Raw genomic sequence first — 18058 nt, forward strand, 5'->3', positions numbered from 1 at the left:
ATTCTTATTTAATATTCAGTTTAACACCTAACATGATCGTTCTAGACTGTGGATATCCTCCAAAATCTTCTCCCATTTCCAGATTGGAAGCCCCCCTATAACTTACCTCAGGATCATAACCAGAATATCCTGTAAAGGTGAGTAGGTTTTGCCCAGTCACATAAACCTTCATTCCTTGCAATACTTTGGATGTTAACCCCGGAAAAGTATAGGCAAAGGTCAATGTTTTTAACTTCAGGTAAGACCCGTCCTCTATATAGGCATCACTGAATACTGCAGAACGGTTAGTCGTCGCTTTAGGATAAATATTACTTGGGTTTTCAGGTGTCCATCTATTGACCAAATCTGCATATACATTTTGTCCTCCTGATGGAAGTTCCAGTTCCATCGCATTGTAATTGAAAATATCATTACCGTATGAATACTGGAGGAACATATTCAATTCAAAACCTTTATAGAATAATGTATTGGTCAATCCACCAAAAAAATCCGGATTGGGATCACCTATAATCCTTCTATCGTAAGTAGCATTGACCAATCCATCAGGGCTGCCTTCCGAACCTCCCAAATCCATATATCTTCGTCCACCTATCCAATGGGTTGGACTAACCGGTCCGGCATTCAGCTCTTCCTGGTTTTGAAAAATACCATCAAACACATATCCATAAAAAAGTCCAATAGGTTGTCCTACTATCAATCTATGTACTGAACCTGTTTTCAAATGGCCATCTCCCCCGCCAACATCTTTATAGTCTTCTCCCCCGAGTTCGATCACTTTGTTTCTGTTAAAAGAAATATTAAACCCAGAAGACCATCTAAAATCCGGGCGGGAAATGATTTCTCCATCTATTGCCAGCTCGACACCTTTATTTTCAACACTACCAATATTCTGTAGTGAGGAAGCAAAACCTGATACAAACGGAACAGCTACATTATATATTAAATTGGTAGTTTTTTTGTAATAATAATCAGTAGTAAACCTCAACCTCTCATCAAAAAAACCGAAGTCCAAACCAAAATCAAATTGAGAGGTTTTCTCCCATTTTAGGTCAGGATTTGGAATTTTATTGGGGTAAAAACCAGTGGCGAGTGTCCTTCCAAAAGTATAAGTCGTATTGGTCAATGTTGGAAGTGAATTATATAGTCCAATTTCCTGATTACCGGTAAAACCATAACTCACCCTTGCCTTTAGGTTAGAAAATACATTCCAGTCCTTGACAAAGTCTTCCTCTATTAATCTCCACGCAAAGGCCCCTGAAGGGAAAAAAGCATATTTGTTGTTATTACCAAATCTAGAAGATCCATCTATTCTGGCATTCAATGATATCAGGTACTTTTCATGTATGTTATAATTGATTCTACCCAAATAGGACATTAAACTCCATTCAGTACTGGAAGAACTAGGCTGATTATATATTGCCCCTGCACCAAGAGCATTCTCCTCCAGGACATTGTTTACAAAATCCTGGGACGAAGCCCCGAGACCTTCAAACTTGTTTTTTTGAAAAGTAATTCCTCCCAAAACAGACAACTGATGACCTTCTTTAAGGCTTGTATTCCATGTAAGGGTATTCTCGTTCAGCCAATTGGTCGTATAACCACCGTTAACTGAAGCACTGGCTACGCCTCCAGATTGAAAAATATTGGAAGGGATAAAGGTATCAAACTTGGTATTGACCAAATCGGTACCCACAGAAACTTTGGCAGTAAGATCAGGTACAAATTCCCATTGGGCAAACATATTGCCTAACACCCTGAGCATTTGGTTCTCCCTTACCTGTTCATCTGCAGTGGCAATTGGATTGGCATAAATTATACCCGGACTGTTCACTTGGGTGTATTCACCTAAAGATTCATTTTCATATATGGGTAAAACTGGATTAAACTTCATGGCTGAAGAAACGACGCCTGCAGCCCCTCCCGCATCAGTTTGAACAGCATTTGAGTTGGTTTTGCTTATATTCAGACTTGTTCCCACTTTGAAATTATCCTTAATATTTCTGTTTAAGTTAACCCTTGCAGAATAACGCTGAAAGCCAGAATTCCTAATTACACCCTGCTGATCAAAATAATTTCCAGATACCGAATAATTGGTCTTTTTGTCCCCTCCGGTAAATGTCAGTTGGTAGTTTTGAATAGGCGCTGACCTGAATAGTTCATCCTGCCAATCCGTGCCCTTTGGATTTTGTCGTAACTCTTCCATTTTCGCCGCATCATATACTGGGCTCAAGCCATCATTTTGGTAGGCTTCATTGACCAACTCAGCATATTGGAGTCCATTCATTACATCAATTTGCCTGACCACATTCTGTACACCATAATAGGCGTCAAAAATAATTTGGTCTCTTCCTTCCTTTCCACTTTTTGTGGTAATCAAAACCACTCCATTAGCTGCTCTGGCACCATATATTGCTGTAGCTGAAGCATCCTTCAGGATTTCAATTGATTCAATATCAGCGGGGTTTATGGATGAAAGCCCACTTACTTTTGCATTCCCACCTGTTTGACCAAAGCCACCGCCATTATATATTGGAAATCCATCAATTACATAAAGGGGTTCATTTCCACCTTGCAATGAACTAGAGCCCCTAATCCTAATAGATGCTACAGCACCAGGCATCCCTGATGTTTGGGTAACCATAACCCCTGATGCCCTTCCTACCAAACCTTGGTCAATGGAGGTAATGGGTGTTTCCTGCAATTCTGCAGCTTTGACAGATGATACAGCACCCGTCAAATCACTTTTCTTTACACTTCCATATCCAACCACTACTACTTCTTCCAGTGATTGCAGGTCAGGAGCCAAAAGAATCTGCAAATTGGTTTCATTGCCTACTACAATTTCCTGTTTCTCATATCCTACAAAACTCACTGTAATGACTGCACCTTCTTTTACGTCAAGAGTAAATTTCCCATCGATATCGGTAACAGTCCCATTGGAGGTTCCTTTCTCCAAAATAGTAACTCCGGGGATAGGTTGATTATCGTCTCCGGATAATACCTGTCCCTTAACCACCTTTCTAACTTCAGAAAGGATTTCATTTACATTTTTGGATTGGTTTGATGCTTTACTTACATGGATATTGTCATTTATTCTAACAAATTTCAAATTGGTTTGATTGGATATTTCCTGTAGGACATTAAACAGAGGCTCTTTTTCAACCTTTAAGTTCACCTTTAATTTCTTCACATTTAAAAAACGCTCGTTAAAGGTAAACCGAAGATTAGTCTGGGCCTCCAGCTTTGTAAAAACCTCATTTAAGGGCATATTTTGATAAACCGCAGAGGTCCGTATTACATGAATACTTTTTCTTTGGGCATTTCCAGGATGGGCAAGTATTACGGCTGTAAAAAACAGCTGAAAAACAAAGCCCAATACGAAATATTTGGATAGCATAATGATTTGCCTAAGTATCGTTTTTTCCATACTTTGTAATGATTTTGAGTTAGTAATGCTTAAAATTAGCCTTTGACTGATTTGGCGATCCTCAAAGGCATCGATGAGGCAGAAAAGGGATTTTCTGCCTCTTTTTTAACTAGAATTATCAAGGATACTTTTCATAAGATAGATTTATTTTGGGTTTTCAATTAATATGATTTTATCTTCTATTTTAAAAGTGAAATTTGAGGTAATGCTGATCCCCTCCAATACATTTTCAAGGCTTTCATTGTGATAAACCCCTGAATAGGACCAATCATGTTCCATTTTCTTCCTGCTGATGATTTTTACGCCAAACCAAGTCTCCAATTTTTCCTTCACCTCCTCATAGTTGTCCTCTTTGAATACCAAGTATTTGTTCTTCCATCCCGTAGTTTCCAATAAGTCAAAGTTGGATTTATAAAAATTCCCTGACTCATCTATCTCCAACTTTTCATTCGGAGATAAAATGATCTTAGTCCCTAGGTCATTTTCTACTGCTACTTTTCCTGAGACGAGCGCCACCGATAAGCCCCCTTTATTTTTGACATTAAAGGTGGTTCCCATAACTCTCACACGAGTATTATCTGCCTGAACAACAAATGGTCTTACCTTACTTTCTTTCACATCGAAAAATGCTTCTCCCTTTAACTTAACCAGCCTTAAGGAATCAGCAAACTCCACTGGGAATACTAAAGAGCTTTCAGCGTTCAAATAAACCTTGGTTCCATCTGGCAGGAGAACTTTTGACTTTTGGCCACATGGGTTGCTTTTAGTTATCAAATCTGGAGTTTCAATTTCCCCACTCCTATTCCCAGTAAGATTATTATATCCCCAAAAAATAAAGCCTAATACCAAAACAGCAGCTACCAGCTTATTCCAGAATCTCCACTTTACTAATTTAGACGGGTCATTGTAAGGTTCAGTATGCTTATCCAGTTTAATATTTTCATACATATCCAAATAAATATCATCAGGTATTTCATATTGCTTCTTATAGTCTACCGATTTGATTATTTGGCTTGCCTTAAATACCTCTTCTCTTTTCTCTGGGTGTTCTACCAACCATTTTACCCAAAAGTGATTGGTTTCATGAGTTGGGTTATTTACCCAATTGATGAAAAATTCATCCTGGAGAAAATCAATTATATTGAATTCACTGTACTTCATATTTCCCTTTCTATGCCTTGAATATAAAATGGGCTAAAATCACAAAATCTTCGACCTCAGGTTCTCCAATCCTCTATAAATCAAATTCCTAGCATACTTAATATCCTTAAACCCCATTATTTCAGTAATATCCTTATAGCTTAGGCCTTCCTTATAAAGAAGCAATAATGCTTCCCTTTGTCGAGCAGGAAGTTTTCCCATGGCCAATTCCAGTTGTTCTAATCGTTCATTTGTTAATTCTTCCCTAATCAATTTAGTCTCATGGGATACTTCTATTGGAAAGTTGCAGGATGAATATTCTAGAGAATCTATGCTCACATTATTCTTCTTCTCATACATCTTAATGAGCTCACGATACAGTATGGTATACAGGTATCCTCGAATATTATTTACTTTAGATAATTTGGCTCTTTTTCTTCTGATATTGATAAATAGAATTTGAATACAATCCTTTACTATTCCCTCATCATTAACCAAATGGATTCCATAATTATACATACCGGGAACAAACATCCTGTAGATATAGTTAAATGCTTCCTCATCCCCCTGCTTGAAAGCCTCCCAAATTTCCATATCGGGCACTTTGGAGAAATTCGCCATATCAGTTTTTTGATTAGCAGTTTTTGGGACTACATGAATTTTTTGGGAACTGTAGTTATTTTGGGGTTTTTCCATAAATGAAACAATTAAACTAGTCCTTCAATATAAAGAGGTAATAAACCTACAAAATACCCTCACTTTATTTTATATTTTTTCCATAACATAAAACTTAACAACAATAAGGCCCATTTCAAAAAGAACAATATATCTAGCATGTAATTGTAAAGCTTTCAATCTATACCTATATAAAAAAATATCTTTCAATATTCTGAATAATAAATTTCAATACGATAAAAGTTATTTATAAGGCAATATCCTTAATTTTTTTTATGGTTATCCGTTATTACACCAGTAAACTTGTTTCTCACAGCCTGTCCAGATTTATCGGGAGATTCCACAGATCTACCTGGCGGAAGACAGGTTTGCACGGAATAAAATATCGTTTCTTTTGACTTTTGTGTTCTTACTGAAAGAATATCTTATTTACAAAAAGCTACTGGTGTCTTTGCGGATATACAGAATTTTTTAAAAAGAATATAAAAGTAACTAATGTTTATGCCGTAAGCTCATGGCCGCTACAGCAGCCCGAAAGCTAACTTGTAACATGATTAATGAATAAAATCTCCCCCTCTGTTTTTAACCATGAAAAAAAGGCATCTCCATAAATTGAAAATGCCCTTCTAACAATAATAAATCACGCTATTTTTAAACCCTCGCTCCTTTTCCCTTTTTAGGTTCCTTAGGAACGTTCTTCATTTCTGGACCCTGGTTCTTTTTTGCCTGCTGCCCTTCCTTCACCTCCTTTCCCTGCTCCTTGTCCACCATCAGATCCTTGGTCTTGACCATTTTCATTTCCGTATCATACACATTGACCGATTTGAACTTGGGATTGGCCGATACATACATAATCTCTTCCTTCCCTCCCTTTTCCATGGTCACTGGATAGACATTCCCTTTCTCGAAGGCCTTGACCATCCACTCTGACTTGGTCGGGTCCTGCAGTTCCTTGATGGGCAGTTTGGACAAAGCCTCCTTGCTATCGAAGCCATAATTCTCGTGATAGGAGTCAATCTTGAAATTATTGTTCTTGTCCTTCTCCTTAAAATCCAATTGCATCCATGCCTGGTAAGGTTCATTATTGGCATTCAGCATCCCCTTTTTCACGGCCCTGCCCTCCATAAGGTTAAAGGCTTCCTTTGCCGTAACCGACTGGTTATTGTAGAAGGTATGCTCTTTCGGGGCAATATCCGGATTGGCATTGTGCAGGGATGCATCATATTTGTTGAGAAAATACCTTTCTGAGGTATTCGACTTACTAAAATGCAGGTTAAAGTCCATCTTCTTGCCATCAATTTCCATTGAATGTGGCAGCTCAAAGGCCTCCTTATTGGCCTTTACCTGTTTTTCCAGCGCATCATTCAAGGCCGTGTCAAAGCCTGTAAACTTTAGTTTTTCCTTGAGGTAATCCAAATTTTCCTGATCCATGTATTATGGTTATTTAGTTTGAACATTGGTTAAATTCCTGACTTTTTGCATATCCTTCGCCCTGATATTCAGGCTAAGGTCCCTGTCCCCGTTTTTCTCCCTGACAAGTACCTGAAAGTACTTTTTGTCCGATATGGTAAAGCTTGGAAAGGCCATCACGAGCTTGTTTGCCTCATGGCCATCTATTTCCTTATCAGCTTCCCAGTCAAGCCATACCGGTTCCAGGAACTGCTCCCCGATGGAGGTATGTTTGGACTGTTTTTTATCCTTGACCACAAATTCAAGTTCATCCGGCTCAAAGGCCAATGGGGACTTATTCTTTATTACCAGCTTTAAAAAAAGTAAGCCTTCGGCATGAAAAACCCCTTCCAACTTGACTTTGATGCTGTGTTGCTTGGAAGATCTTCTCAAAAACCCCTTCGCCTCCAATACCTGTTGACCTAAGTCCATCAACTTCTCGGCATCCACTATATCGTTCTTCAATACCAATGCCTTATGGGACAGTTCAGCCTGACCGACCATATTAATGGAACTTTCGGCCAATGCTTCTGAATAACTTACCCTTAAATGGTACAGCCGAGCATCAGCAGTCACCACATGGAGGTTGGTAGTCACAAACTCCCGCTTTCCTGCCTTCAGCAATAATAAATTGGGTGCTTGTTCTTCCACCTTGGCAAGGATCTTTCCATGCCCCCTATCGACACTCAGTACTTTGGCGGGAAATACCAGGGCAGTGGTATGGTCCCAGCCTACTTTGACCGGATAGGCAGGAATAAAAGCTGCTTTCGTTAGGGGCTTCACCTTGAACACCGGTTCCTGTGCCAACATGTCCAATGCCAAAAAGCAGTTCAGCAAGCATATCAATACGATTCCTTTTTTCATCTTTATCGGGTTTTATATGGTAGATTGGTTGACAAGTAAAATGGGGTGGCCTGCCTTTAGGTTGATCTTGACGGATTTGCTTTTTTTACGGAACAGTCCTTTTGCTGCAGATACTCCGGCAGAGGCCATCTGTTCCTCCATGCTTATTCCTCCGTTCAAACTGGGCATACCTGTAATCAGGGCATCCCCTGCCCCTTCCTTGATTTCCTGTTGGAGGCTCCCACTGATCGGGATGCCGGGCATGCCGTCCAGGTCAAAGGCTTCCAGTTCCACAGGTAGGATATGTTTTCCCGAACGTATGGCCGAAATGGACAGACTTACCCTGTTGGCATTCTGGCTGGCCTTTCCGTATAGGACAGCACCCTTTTTTAATTCCATTCCATTGACCGTGACCGTTTCCAGTAATCTGATCTTGGCCCTTCCTGATCCTTTTAGGCTGAGCGTCTCCGCTATTTCAGCAGCTATGGCCGCTTTTACAGGATGCTCCATTACAGCAGCTTCTTCCAGTCCATAAAAGCCATTTTGACCGCTATGGATTTCCTTAACGGCAGGTTCGGCCTCATTGGAAGCGCTTACCTGAAACCGGGGCTTTGCCAATGCTTTTTCCTTAAACCTGTCCCTTACCCTTTCAGGGTGCTGGACATCCAAAATTTTATCCAGCATGCCCTCGAGCTGCTCCAGTTCGGGATCAGGCCCGCTGGGCTGCATCCTGTCCATCAGCTCCTCCAGTTGTTCCACATCCTGGGAGATATCCACACTTGGCTGCCTTTTGGAAAGTACTTGGGTGCTGGCCCCTACCTTACTTGGTTCAGGTTCGGGACGACTAAGTTCTCCCTGCAATTGCTCCAATTTGTCCAAAAGAAGGGTTTCTTTCTCCTGCAATCCTGCACCCTTGCCATCTAATCCCAAGGGAGTTTGAAGAGATTGGGTTTCCTCCTCCTGTTTATCCTGCCTGTAGGGATCCATTCGGATCAGTTCCCTTTGCCTTTTGGCTTCCTTCTCCCGAAGTTGGTAAAGCTCCATTTTGTTCAGGGTCCCTTCTTCCAATTGGGCCTGCGGCAGCTCGGTATTCAATCGAAGTTTTTGCCTTGGTCCCGCTGTGGACCACTCCTGTTTGGCCCATGAGAATGCCAGAATGAAGGGCAGTACAAAGAGGGGCAGTACGAGTAAAATAATGCGATGTTTAGTGTTGATCGTTTTCATATTTTTTTGTTTTGGAGTTATTTGATATTGAATCTGTCAGGGGCCATAATTCATCCGGTCCCCTGTCCATGGTAATGGCCATGGTTTCGGTCTTACTGCCCTGATAGGCCTGGACAAGTATGGTTGCCGACCAACTGAGCAGTAGCACGAACCAGGTGATGATCCTGATTTTAGGAGGAAGTCTCCCCTCCCAAGTATTCAGAACCCCTGTAATAGTTTTGGGCAGTCCGAAAAGGAATTGGGCATACACCCTGTATTGGCGGTGTACCCTTGGTACATTTAATATTGCTTTCATCTTTTTTCTATTTTGATATCCCTGTTTTCAAGTGTTTCCCACTGCTCGACCAGGAATCCGTGGGGATTGTTGATGGACCTGGCCACTTCCCGCAGTTGCCCTTTGGTAACCAGGCTCCGGGTCAACTTGGAGGTGGGCCGGGTAATGGTTTGCCTTCCATAAAACCAAAAGCGATAAGGCCTTTGGGCCATATCCAGGGCGATACTGTCCACGCTCAGCTCCTGTCGGATATTTCCGGTGACCAAGCGGTTATAATAGCCCTGTTCCTTGAGTACCTGATAGGCCGACTGCACCGAGCCATCACTCAGATAAAAGGCCTTTCCCAATTGTTCATTTATTTGTTCCTCATCGGGAGAGAGGGAAAAGAAATGGTGGTGGAAGCGCAGCACATGCTCCCTGGCCTCTATTTTGATATTGGACTTTCTATCAGAGGCCACTGCTTCCAGCACCTTTCCATCCATAAGGATATACACCCTTTCGGTAGCCTGCTGTTGGAACCTATAGGAGAGCCAGATACTTCCCAGTGCCAATACGATGGCCCCAAGCGATAGGATCAGGCTAAAGCGCTTCACATGTTGGAAGGCCGTTTCGATATTGGTAAAGTAGTCGAACATATCAGATTAAGGATTTGGCGGCAGTGGCGGGAGCTTTGGTCACCATGCTGCTGGTTTTGTGCAATAGCGTATCCCTCCCCGCGGCATAGACAATATAATTGGCCACCGATGGGACGGTGAAATAACCGATAATGGCAATGACCAGAAAGATCAGATAGGCCGTATCGGTGGATGAGAAAAAGGTCTTGCCCGCATTTTCTATCTGTCCTATATCCAATTCGATCATTTTTTCCTGGATCCTACCTAAAATGGCCCCAAAAATATTGGCCACGGGCAGCCACATGTACACATTGATATAGCGGGCTATCCAGGAAGTGAGCGTATGTTGGAAACCATCGAATACCGACAGGCCAAATACGATAGGCCCCAGTATGGACAAGATGATCAGGTAGAACACCCTGATGGTATTGATGCATAAGGCCGCTGCATGATAAAGTACTTCCAGTACCTCGCTCATCCATTTTTTGATGGAATTGGAGAAATTAAATGAGGCCTTTTCCATGGCAAACTGTATATCATTGCCGAGCCCCTCCCAGAACCCCTCCTCCGTTCCTTCAGGATGGGTATATTCATACCAGCCTTCCCGGTCGCCGCTACCGCTTTCTCCTACATACATTTCCCAGTATTCCGTAGCTTCAATGGCCCTTTGTTTTTCTGCCAAAAGGCGTTCTATGGCAGCATTGGAGCCCTTCACCATATTTCCAGTATGGCTGGCCAGTGGGCTAAGGACCCCATTGAACACATCCAATACATTGGCGAATAGCAGGATGGCCATGCCCAAGGCAAAAGGTCTCAACAATGGATAAAAGTCGATGGATTCAGCCCTTGCGATATGGCCCCATACCCTGCTGGCAATATAGAAAATGGCCGCAAATCCTGCGATGCCCTTCGCCACACCTATCAGGTCAGCCGCCAAGGGTACCATTTCCAAATAGAGTTCATCCAACACCTCATGCAGTCCTCCTGCTCCACCACTGACCCCTTGGGCGGATGCTGAAAGGGAAACCAACATGGCAAGAATCAATAGCCAATACCTCATGGCTGAAGATCTTCTAGCATGTTGATTGCTCCATGCTCCCTTTTACGTTGGAGATTGAGCAAAGCGGCCTCATTGTTGAAAACCCGCACAAATACATATCGGTCCTTGATCTCATCAAAGATCCGGTCAATGGCCGTCATCCTTTCCTCATCGCTCATCTGCAGCTTTCCGCCCGTGATGACCAGTAGCATTTCCTCCATGTTCCTGGCGCTCATATCAAGCAGGTTCCTATAGACAAGGACCAAGTACTCCATTTCCTCCCTGTTAAAGTTGCCCCGAGCCATAAATTGCCGGTTGGCCCTTTGGTATTCCTCTATAATGATCTTTTGGTAGTGGATGATCTGCCCTACCTTATGATACCTTTTGACTACTGGACTGACAGCCGAAAGTCCATCAATAAAAGCCTTGTGCAATGAGAAGTTACCGGATGCTACATCCCTGACCATATTATAGCCCTTGCTCAGGGTCTGGTATCCCTTGTACATATCATCGAGTATCTGTTTGAACTGGCTGAGCTTTTCCACATTGAGCAGCAGCTGGGCTGATTCCCCAACTTGAGCTTTGCTTAAATTGGGCCCCATAAACAAAAGCCCCATCAGCAGAAATTTTAAACCTTGTTTTTTCATGGTGTATGCAGTTTATAAAGTGATTGGATCGTTTTGGTATCCCTTGCCTCCCAGGCCCTATGACGGAGCAGTTGATAATTCTCCCGGTTAAAGGCCCTTATAAAACTGTTTAGCTCCTGCAACCTTAAATAGACATCATCGATGATGGCCAGCCGCTCCGCCTCATCCAGTTTCAGTCCCGGTTGTAGTGCCACGGACATCAGTTCCTCCACAAGATCGGAGGCAATGGACAATGCGTGCTCAAATACCTTGTCCAGGTAAAGTCTTTCCCCATTTTTGATGCCTTCATGGGCAGCGAACAGTTTCCGGGAAGTCTTGATATTTTTCACCAACCTTATCTGCAGGTCAATGAATTGGGGAATCCTTTCATACTTGGCCACCTGAGGACTGACCCTTGCCAGCCCCCTGAAGAAATCACCGTGCAAACGAAACTCCCCGTCCTTGAGCTGATGGACCGTATTCCATCCCCAACGTAGGGTTTCATAGCCTTCTTTGGCATAGCCGATATACAGCTGAAGGCCGACCACCTGTTTGGCCAGGTACTCTTTGGCGGTCTTTTTTTGGCTGAACCACTCCCTGAAGGTTTGGCCATGAACATCCAGCATGGCCATCAGCAATAGGAGCAACAGGCTAATCCTTTTCATGGTGGATATCATTTAAGGTTTTGATTTCCCCTTTGGCATAGGACCGCTGCCTGCTGATCAAAAGGTTCCGTTCATTGAAGCGCATCAGGTCGGTCAGGTTAAAGCGCACTTTCTTTTCCACCCTGTCGATGATCATCAGCCGTTCGCCATCACTCATCTTGAGTTGGAAAGCATTGATGGCCCCGGTCACTTCCTCCAGGTTCTGCACCGAATGGTCAAGGATGCCCAGGTAGACTTTTTCCATCCACTGCAGCTCCTTTTGGCTGAAGTTCCCACTGCGCACAATGATCCCCCAGGCCTTTTGGTATTCGGTTACCAGACGCCCCTGCATTTTTGCGATGTCCCTGACTTTTTGGTATTGGGTCAGGACACTTTTCACCTTCCAGAGTCCCTCGTAATAGTCCCCGTAAAGCTCCTTTTGTCTTTCAGCCCAATCTGAGATCTCCTCCAGCTTGAGCTTGTTCAGGGTGTTTTCCAGTACCTGTTGGGCATTCTGCAGCCAGATGGTATTGTTCTGTAGCCTTTGGATCTTAAGGTCGATGGCCACAATGGCCTTTTTCACCCCTTGCCTGATGATCTCCAATATATAGGCCGGCACTGCCGCATCCGTGCGGGGCATTTGGGGAGCCCCAAAACACAGCAGTCCGGCCAACAATCCTATTTTTATGTTTTTGGATAGGCTCATCCTAGACCTCCCTTCATCTCGGCAGCAAGGACACCGATCCCTTTTTCCAGGTTACCGCCAAAAGCCTTTGCCCTTTCTGCCACACTGATCCTTTCCTGCTGCTCGGTGGTATAGGTGAGGTATTCCTCTGGGGACACCTCGGTCCTGTATACCTTGCTTACCGGCCCAAGGCCAATAAAGACCTCTTTGTACTTCCTGCCTGGTTCATTGGCCTTGTTGATGGACATGATCTGCATGGTTTCCTTATCGGTCAGGCCCAGCAGTTCCCTGATCCCGTCAAACTTGTTGCGGTACTTGGACTGGTCCAAAAGGATCTTGCAGTCCGAATTGTTGATGATGGCCTGTTTGATCACAGGGCTGGAAATAATGTCCTCTACTTCCTGGGTAACCACCACTGCCTCCCCGAAGAACTTCCTGACCGTCTTGAAAAGGTATTTGATATACTCGGCCATGCCCTCCTTGGCTATTGCCTTCCAGGCTTCCTCTATCAGGATCATTTTGCGCACTCCCTTTAGCTTGCGCATCTTGGCGATAAAGATCTCCATGATGATCAGGGTCACCACTGGAAAGAGAATGGGGTGGTCCTTGATATTGTCCAGTTCAAAAACAATGAAGCGCTGTTCCAACAGGTCAAGATTCTTACGGGCATTGAGCAGGTAATCAAATTCCCCTCTCTTGAAATAGGGCCGCAGTACATACAGGAAATTGTCGATATCAAAATCCTTTTCCTTGACACCCTGTTCCAACAGCTGCTCCTTGAATGCTGTGGAACAGAAGGCATAAAAACTGTCAAAGCAGGGAAAATCCTCCGCCTTGAGACTGTCGTAATAAGAACCAAGGGCATTGGAAATGGCCACATACTCACTGCGGGTAAAGGTCTCGTCATCCTTTTTCCAAAGGGCCAACAGCAGGGTCTTGATGCTTTCCTTTTTTTCGGTGTCCAAGGTTTTCCCTCCCAGATAGAAAGGGTTGAAGCAGATGGGCTTATTTTCCTCGTAGGTAAAATAATAGCCCCCGATCAGCTCGCACAGTCCCTTATAGGAATGGCCCACATCGATCAATACCACATGTGATCCTTGTGCATGGTAGCTTCTGACCATATGGTTGGTAAAGAAGCTCTTGCCACTTCCCGATGGCCCGAGGATAAACTTGTTCCTATTGGTGATCCAGCCCCTTTTCATGGGCTCATCGGAGATGTCCACGTTCAAAGGCCTTCCGGTTTGCCGGTCACCAAGTCGTATTCCAAAAGCAGATGGACTGGAGAGATAACTTGTTTCCATATTGAAAAGACAGGACACCTGCTTTCCAAAGCTCAGGAAGGTTTCATTGGAGGGCAAAGCTGCCGCATTCCCCGGTATGCCTGCCCAGAATAACTGGGGCGCACTGAGGCTTTCCTCCTTGGCCACGGCATCTATCTTTGAAAAAGCAGCCCCTACCTTATTGCGGATTTCCTTGCTTTCCTCCGGTCGCGATGCCCAGCACATGAGGTTAAAATGGGCCCTGACCGGTAGGCTTCCATCACTGATGCTCTCGTTAAGGTAGTCCTGTATGGCCTGGTGGGAATGCAGGTTTTCCCTGCTATAAGCAGCAAGACTCTGCATCCTTAGGGCCCTGCTTTCCAGCTTTTTGAACACTTCCTGTTTGTTTTCAATCAGCACGTACTGGTTATAGACATGGTCCAATGGCAATAAATGTCCCAATGGTGCAGCTTGCCCAATGACAAAGGGAAACCTGTCATTGCTATAGGCCTCAAAATCCATTTCTGCTGACAGCCTGTTGGGCAGGCTGTCCAGTTCACATAGGGAAAAGAGCAATACCTCCTTGGAACCTATGGTAAAACGGGGCTTAAAAGCGATGTCCCTGACCAAGGGTTTCTTCCCTGAAGGGTTCAAAAAGAGATCTTTTTCCAAAATCCCTGTCTGGTGTTTATGGCCCAGAAAATCTGCCTCCAACAACCTCTGGGTTTCCATGCCTCCATCGGCCAATAGCTGGCAGAATTGCCCCAGGGTATTTTCAAAGTTTTGCAGCAGTTTGGGGTCCAGCAGTTCCTTTGGAAGGAACTGTGGGGCAAGCAGGTTGGAGCTGGCCACATCCCCCGGTCTTTTACCCTTTTTGGGCATGGTGAGGTACACATGGCAGCGGTGGTCCAGATAAGGCCTTTCATGGAAGAACAGTTCACTGCTCCTGTCCAGAAACCCCGACTTTTCATCTTGCAACAGGCCATCATGGCCCTTCCTTACAAACCAGTCCTGCTTGTGCAGGATATGGCCCTCTGGCAATAACCGGATGGCCTTGGTCCAGGTGGCGTGCTGGGAGTCATAGTCTTTGCTGTCCTGGGTAAATATCTCGGGCAGCATTACCTCAAATCCAGCAGTAATGTCCCCGGACCGGGACAACAGAAAATCCCTTTCCACCCTCCCGATGGGAAAGTGGTTTTCCAACTCCTTTGGCTTGAGTCTATCCATTTTCCTTTTGTTTTAATTTCCTGACAAATCCCCTGTCGCGTACCTTTAGCCCCATGGGCACCCTACGGTGGGCCATGCGTTTTTTCATGCCATGCTCACCGTACTTCTTGTTCATACCAGCCACGCCCTCTGCAAGCAGGTAGGCCAGAAAGCCACAGCCAATACCTGCAATCCAAAAGGAGATCCCCAATACATAGGCGATGGCAAAGACCAGTAACAAAACCAGCAGCCCGATTCCCAGGTACAGGATATACTGGGCCTGCAGCCCCTTAAAGGATATAGGCCTGTTCACCCCCTTGTTGATCCGTAATTGCCCAGCCTTCATATCAACCGAAAAAGCTGGTCAGTACCGTGGCCACAATGACAAGGAACACACAACTGCCGAACCAGGCTGCAGCCACTTTTCCCGTGTCCGGCTCCCCGGAATTCCACTTGTTGAACACTTTTACCGCGCCGATCAGCCCTACGATGGCCCCGATGGCATACATCAGGTTGACCCCTGATTGGAAATAGCTGCGCACCTTGGTGGTCGCCTCCATGATTCCTGCATTGCCGTCCTGGCCCACTACCGACAGGGATATCCCCATCAACAGGGCACAGCAAAGCAGCATTTTGGACTGTTTGTTGGTCATGTTTAAGAAGGTTTAGGTGTTGACTTTTCCCTTTCCACCACCTGACAGAAAGGTTGCTTTGATAGCAGGTCCAATTGGATATTGGATGGGACCAATAACTTCCCGTCCTCGAAACGGGGCGTTTCGATCTTTTGGTAAACACGGGCATATTCCTGAAAGGCCTGACAGAGTTCCTGCTCTGTATAGGCACTATCCTCTACCGGACTATTTATCTTTCCTATTCCATTCTTCCTTCTGGCCAATAGTTTAGGGCCATACAATACAGTCAGGACAATCGCATAGTACAGGAAAAGAAATACAGGTAAAGCCCTCCAAAAATCAGGTCCAGTTATTATCCCATCGATCATATCCTATTTGGTTTGATGATGCATCAAATCTCAAAAAGGCAGGATTAAAAAATTCACCAGTTATACCCTACTGGGGTAAAAATTAATATTGTCAAACAGTAATCTTTTAAAAAAAAGGCTCCTAGCCCTTCTGCAAATAGTCCTCAATACTGATGACTTTCTGGATGGAATGAACACCACTTTTTTTATCCTTGTACCTAAATTTACTGCTGATTAACAAATGTCTGGCTTCCTTGGGTATGGCGAGGGGTAGGCTTATTTGCTGCTCAGTTTGGGCGTCCACGTAAAAGTATTTCCAATATCTTGGCAACCAATAGATATTCTTTTGGTCGAATTCCTTGATTTTTAAAGTATTCGGGAAATTTAAAAGATAGAGATCTTCAGAACAGGGCTGTCCATGTTCTCCCTTGCAGGGCACGCGCGTATGGTTGCTCAAGCCATTTTTTAAATCTTTGTCTGTAAGGTACCGGATTTTTAGAATAAATGAATCTGTCCGGATATAATGCCTGACCTGCCCCTTGTTTTCAATATTGGCTGTGAATTCAAACAGCCAGGATTCATGGTTCTGGTCAAACAGCTTGGCCTCCAGATTGAATACTGTTTTGGGATACCGGTCCCTCTTCAAGTAAAAGTTATATACTACCCATGCACCACCAATGATGACAAAAATCAATTCGATATGATCCAAATATTCCATTGGTAAAGGGGCCGAATTCCATAAAAAACATCTACTATTAAATTTAACCAATACGCCACATAAATAAAATACCCCTATTATGGTATTTAATTGAATACCAACGCGATTTCACAGCCCATCAGCCTCCTCCATATAGCCCTCTAGCTTTTCTTTTAATGCATCCAAAAACAAAGTCCTTCCCTTTTTACGTAACCGGATTTCCTGAAATACCCGATAGATATCTCCTACCTTGGCTCCAATCAATTGCTCCAAGGTTTGGGCCACTTCCTTCAATTCAGCCTGACCATGGTTGAATACCCCAGCTACTTTAAGGGCATAGATCAGTTCCACCAGCTGCACCTTTTGCCCTGTCCATTTGAGTTTAGGCTGTTCATTTTCCATTTGTGGTGAGCCCAATTTTTTAAGCTCATCCTCCAGGTATTTCACCAAGCTCTCATAAGCCTTGAATTTTGCAAATCTATAACTCCCGATGGTCTCAAACCGACTGTCCCGATGAACAATAGGCCTATGTGTGATAAAGGGAATGTCCTCGACATCCCGCAAAAACAACCATTGGTCAAGGGATGATTTCCCCAGCTGATAATAGGTATATACATAATGGTGCTTTTTGAAATGCTTTTTTATTAGGGTACGCTGTTGTTCCATTTCCAAAGCCTTTTTTTCATCATTTTCCAAGAGATGGTTATGGATATGAAAAATTTCCCGGTAATAGATTTGTAGGGATTCAAAGGCTGGTTTGATATCCTTGAAGAACTTTATTTCACTTTCAGTATCATTAAAATTATTCGCTATCACATAATCCTTTAAATCCACCATGATTTGATTGATATAGGTATAAATAGCTTCAGCCTCTCTTATAGTGGAAAAATGATTCCTTTTAATCCCCTCAATATAGGTGCACATTTCTTGGTATTTCTGCTGATAATATTCATTCATCATCTTAAAAGTTTATTTAATAATGGAAAAACATTTAGTGTATGAACATAAAATTATCGGAACTGATCGTTAGTTTTTCGAGTATATATAGACAAAATCGATGAAGTATGATTAATTCCCTCTGAAGTACTTGCTGCTTGGAATGGAATATAAATGGCTTAGGTACCTATTGTTGTCATCTTCATCATTCAGGGAAATTTTTAAAACTTAATAGGGAATTTTGTGGCTAGAATTCAATACCCATTCAATGATGTTTATTTCAGAATATCACTGTCTGCAGCCTATGCCTTATTTCTATGCATTCAAAAGGCTTTCTTAAG

The 18058-nt window shown here is 43.6% G+C and carries 18 protein-coding genes; all 18 read right to left on the bottom strand.

Annotated features, from left to right (window positions below; genetic code table 11):
• Positions 1 to 4 precede the first annotated feature (4 nt).
• Positions 5 to 3427 (bottom strand): SusC/RagA family TonB-linked outer membrane protein, encoded by a 3423-nt coding sequence (locus KMW37_RS00540; RefSeq protein ID WP_246581269.1) that lies wholly within the window; start codon positions 3425 to 3427, stop codon positions 5 to 7.
• 144 nt (positions 3428 to 3571) lie between these two features.
• Complete coding sequence (locus tag KMW37_RS00545; RefSeq protein ID WP_215222658.1) at positions 3572 to 4588, bottom strand: FecR family protein; 1017 nt, start codon at positions 4586 to 4588, stop codon at positions 3572 to 3574.
• A gap of 39 nt (positions 4589 to 4627) precedes the next feature.
• Complete coding sequence (locus tag KMW37_RS00550) at positions 4628 to 5263, bottom strand: RNA polymerase sigma factor (protein ID WP_215222659.1); 636 nt, start codon at positions 5261 to 5263, stop codon at positions 4628 to 4630.
• Between the two features lie 630 nt (positions 5264 to 5893).
• Entirely contained in the window at positions 5894 to 6673 is a 780-nt protein-coding gene (locus tag KMW37_RS00555) for a hypothetical protein (RefSeq protein ID WP_215222660.1), read from the bottom strand.
• 9 nt (positions 6674 to 6682) lie between these two features.
• Complete coding sequence (traN, locus tag KMW37_RS00560; protein ID WP_215222661.1) at positions 6683 to 7555, bottom strand: conjugative transposon protein TraN; 873 nt, start codon at positions 7553 to 7555, stop codon at positions 6683 to 6685.
• Positions 7556 to 7567: 12 nt separating this feature from the next.
• Positions 7568 to 8758, bottom strand: coding sequence for a conjugative transposon protein TraM (traM, locus tag KMW37_RS00565; protein ID WP_215222662.1), 1191 nt, complete (start codon positions 8756 to 8758; stop codon positions 7568 to 7570).
• The gene (locus KMW37_RS00570) at positions 8739 to 9053 is read right to left on the bottom strand and encodes a hypothetical protein (protein WP_215222663.1); all 315 of its coding nucleotides are present in this window, start codon (positions 9051 to 9053) and stop codon (positions 8739 to 8741) included. The genes traM and KMW37_RS00570 overlap by 20 nt, the downstream gene beginning before the upstream one ends.
• Positions 9050 to 9667 carry a conjugative transposon protein TraK gene (gene traK / locus KMW37_RS00575; protein ID WP_215222664.1) on the bottom strand — a complete coding sequence of 206 codons (618 nt, stop codon included), beginning with the start codon at positions 9665 to 9667 and terminating at the stop codon, positions 9050 to 9052. The genes KMW37_RS00570 and traK overlap by 4 nt, the downstream gene beginning before the upstream one ends.
• A gap of 1 nt (position 9668) precedes the next feature.
• Positions 9669 to 10706, bottom strand: a complete 1038-nt coding sequence (gene traJ, locus KMW37_RS00580) for a conjugative transposon protein TraJ (protein ID WP_246581270.1) — start codon at positions 10704 to 10706, stop codon at positions 9669 to 9671.
• Positions 10703 to 11332 carry a TerB family tellurite resistance protein gene (locus KMW37_RS00585; protein ID WP_215222665.1) on the bottom strand — a complete coding sequence of 210 codons (630 nt, stop codon included), beginning with the start codon at positions 11330 to 11332 and terminating at the stop codon, positions 10703 to 10705. The genes traJ and KMW37_RS00585 overlap by 4 nt, the downstream gene beginning before the upstream one ends.
• Positions 11329 to 11976, bottom strand: a complete 648-nt coding sequence (locus tag KMW37_RS00590) for a hypothetical protein (RefSeq protein ID WP_215222666.1) — start codon at positions 11974 to 11976, stop codon at positions 11329 to 11331. Before KMW37_RS00590 ends, KMW37_RS00585 begins: the two co-directional genes overlap by 4 nt.
• Positions 11963 to 12661, bottom strand: a complete 699-nt coding sequence (locus KMW37_RS00595) for a conjugal transfer protein TraI (RefSeq protein WP_215222667.1) — start codon at positions 12659 to 12661, stop codon at positions 11963 to 11965. Before KMW37_RS00595 ends, KMW37_RS00590 begins: the two co-directional genes overlap by 14 nt.
• Positions 12658 to 15126 (bottom strand): TraG family conjugative transposon ATPase, encoded by a 2469-nt coding sequence (locus KMW37_RS00600; protein ID WP_215222668.1) that lies wholly within the window; start codon positions 15124 to 15126, stop codon positions 12658 to 12660. Before KMW37_RS00600 ends, KMW37_RS00595 begins: the two co-directional genes overlap by 4 nt.
• Positions 15119 to 15451 (bottom strand): DUF4133 domain-containing protein, encoded by a 333-nt coding sequence (locus tag KMW37_RS00605; protein WP_215222669.1) that lies wholly within the window; start codon positions 15449 to 15451, stop codon positions 15119 to 15121. Before KMW37_RS00605 ends, KMW37_RS00600 begins: the two co-directional genes overlap by 8 nt.
• A gap of 1 nt (position 15452) precedes the next feature.
• Positions 15453 to 15758, bottom strand: a complete 306-nt coding sequence (locus tag KMW37_RS00610; protein ID WP_215222670.1) for a DUF4134 domain-containing protein — start codon at positions 15756 to 15758, stop codon at positions 15453 to 15455.
• Positions 15759 to 15760: 2 nt separating this feature from the next.
• Entirely contained in the window at positions 15761 to 16105 is a 345-nt protein-coding gene (locus tag KMW37_RS00615; RefSeq protein ID WP_215222671.1) for a hypothetical protein, read from the bottom strand.
• 121 nt (positions 16106 to 16226) lie between these two features.
• A complete protein-coding gene (locus KMW37_RS00620; RefSeq protein ID WP_215222672.1) occupies positions 16227 to 16802 on the bottom strand; it encodes a hypothetical protein in 576 nt (191 codons plus the stop codon).
• Positions 16803 to 16910: 108 nt separating this feature from the next.
• Positions 16911 to 17741 (bottom strand): RteC domain-containing protein, encoded by an 831-nt coding sequence (locus KMW37_RS00625; RefSeq protein ID WP_215222673.1) that lies wholly within the window; start codon positions 17739 to 17741, stop codon positions 16911 to 16913.
• Between the last annotated feature and the right edge of the window lie 317 nt (positions 17742 to 18058).

Origin of the sequence: Echinicola shivajiensis (assembly GCF_018642165.1) — a bacterium.
Lineage (GTDB): Bacteria > Bacteroidota > Bacteroidia > Cytophagales > Cyclobacteriaceae > Echinicola > Echinicola shivajiensis.

Coding starts and splice junctions, on each gene's coding strand:
- KMW37_RS00605 (WP_215222669.1), bottom strand. CDS start 15,451: ATGAAGGCTGGGCAATTACGGATCAACAAGGGGGTGAACAGGCCTATA.
- KMW37_RS00550 (WP_215222659.1), bottom strand. CDS start 5,263: ATGGAAAAACCCCAAAATAACTACAGTTCCCAAAAAATTCATGTAGTC.
- KMW37_RS00615 (WP_215222671.1), bottom strand. CDS start 16,105: ATGATCGATGGGATAATAACTGGACCTGATTTTTGGAGGGCTTTACCT.
- KMW37_RS00610 (WP_215222670.1), bottom strand. CDS start 15,758: ATGACCAACAAACAGTCCAAAATGCTGCTTTGCTGTGCCCTGTTGATG.
- KMW37_RS00600 (WP_215222668.1), bottom strand. CDS start 15,126: ATGGATAGACTCAAGCCAAAGGAGTTGGAAAACCACTTTCCCATCGGG.
- KMW37_RS00540 (WP_246581269.1), bottom strand. CDS start 3,427: ATGGAAAAAACGATACTTAGGCAAATCATTATGCTATCCAAATATTTC.
- KMW37_RS00590 (WP_215222666.1), bottom strand. CDS start 11,976: ATGAAAAGGATTAGCCTGTTGCTCCTATTGCTGATGGCCATGCTGGAT.
- traJ (WP_246581270.1), bottom strand. CDS start 10,706: ATGAGGTATTGGCTATTGATTCTTGCCATGTTGGTTTCCCTTTCAGCA.
- KMW37_RS00545 (WP_215222658.1), bottom strand. CDS start 4,588: ATGAAGTACAGTGAATTCAATATAATTGATTTTCTCCAGGATGAATTT.
- KMW37_RS00555 (WP_215222660.1), bottom strand. CDS start 6,673: ATGGATCAGGAAAATTTGGATTACCTCAAGGAAAAACTAAAGTTTACA.
- KMW37_RS00595 (WP_215222667.1), bottom strand. CDS start 12,661: ATGAGCCTATCCAAAAACATAAAAATAGGATTGTTGGCCGGACTGCTG.
- KMW37_RS00585 (WP_215222665.1), bottom strand. CDS start 11,332: ATGAAAAAACAAGGTTTAAAATTTCTGCTGATGGGGCTTTTGTTTATG.
- KMW37_RS00620 (WP_215222672.1), bottom strand. CDS start 16,802: ATGGAATATTTGGATCATATCGAATTGATTTTTGTCATCATTGGTGGT.
- traK (WP_215222664.1), bottom strand. CDS start 9,667: ATGTTCGACTACTTTACCAATATCGAAACGGCCTTCCAACATGTGAAG.
- traM (WP_215222662.1), bottom strand. CDS start 8,758: ATGAAAACGATCAACACTAAACATCGCATTATTTTACTCGTACTGCCC.
- KMW37_RS00625 (WP_215222673.1), bottom strand. CDS start 17,741: ATGATGAATGAATATTATCAGCAGAAATACCAAGAAATGTGCACCTAT.
- traN (WP_215222661.1), bottom strand. CDS start 7,555: ATGAAAAAAGGAATCGTATTGATATGCTTGCTGAACTGCTTTTTGGCA.
- KMW37_RS00570 (WP_215222663.1), bottom strand. CDS start 9,053: ATGAAAGCAATATTAAATGTACCAAGGGTACACCGCCAATACAGGGTG.